The organism is Komagataeibacter melaceti (assembly GCF_003403295.1).
GTDB classification, from domain to species: Bacteria; Pseudomonadota; Alphaproteobacteria; order Acetobacterales; family Acetobacteraceae; genus Komagataeibacter; species Komagataeibacter melaceti.
On record NZ_QUWV01000150.1, the window covers coordinates 1 to 864 of the forward strand.

Below are 864 nucleotides of genomic sequence, written 5' to 3' on the forward strand. Positions count from 1 at the left end.
GGTATGAGGATGCTTTACGCTTACCCGGTCGATCTGGAGACCAATCCGGACGGCACCATCACGGCTTCATTCGAGGGGCTGCCGGGGGCAACCGACGGGGAGACCCGGCAGGAAGCTTTGCGCCAGGCCCGGGACCTTCTGGTTACATCCCTGTCCATCTATGTGGATGACGGTGTGGCCGTGCCTGTCCCGCCAGCGGCCAATGGTCGCCCGTTGGTCTATGTGCCCATGCTGGAAGCTGCCAAGCTGGCGCTCCATGCGGCCATGCTGGAAAACAGGGTCAGCAACGTGGAGCTGGCGCGTAGGCTGGGCATAGCTGAATCATCCGTCCGCCGCATGCGCGATCTGCTTCATGAAAGCAAAATCGGGCGGGTCGAGGCCGCCCTTCATGCGCTCGGACGGCAGGCTACTGTTGAGGTCTTGGAAGTCGCATGACAGATTTTTTTCAGGGACTGCCTTTTTTTTCGTTTTGCCCTAGTTTCAGGATTGACGTTTCCCATGTTTGTGTTCATATTGAACACACACCGAGCGCAACGGGCGCAGGTGATTGAGAGGAAAATCCTTCAATGAGCGAAACAACCACTTCCCACCTTGATCTCGATCTTGCTGAAAAAGTTCTCAAGATCGCCAATCTGCATGCGGATAGCGAACTGAAGAACGCACAGCGCGCTTTTCTGCCGTGGCAGTTCATGCTTTCGGCTCTGGGTCTGGCCTTTACGGCGGGAGCCGGACTGGCCGCCGGGGTCTTCGCCCTGATGAAATGGAAGGTGGGGGGATGACCCCCACCCGTTTTCGGGAATGTCTGGACGCGCTGCGATGGTCGCAGCGTGGTCTGGCTGACATTCTCAATACCCATCAGACTAC

2 protein-coding genes are annotated in these 864 nt (G+C 57.8%); both read left to right on the forward strand.

The genetic code is table 11. The annotated features are described in order from the left end of the window. The coding region (locus tag DY926_RS14540; protein ID WP_206609054.1) for a type II toxin-antitoxin system HicB family antitoxin at nt 1–435 on the forward strand (435 nt) is incomplete at its 5' end. Between the two features lie 131 nt (nt 436–566). After that, the gene (locus tag DY926_RS14545; protein WP_116704028.1) at nt 567–779 is read left to right on the forward strand and encodes a hypothetical protein; all 213 of its coding nucleotides are present in this window, start codon (nt 567–569) and stop codon (nt 777–779) included. The last annotated feature ends 85 nt before the right edge of the window (nt 780–864 follow it).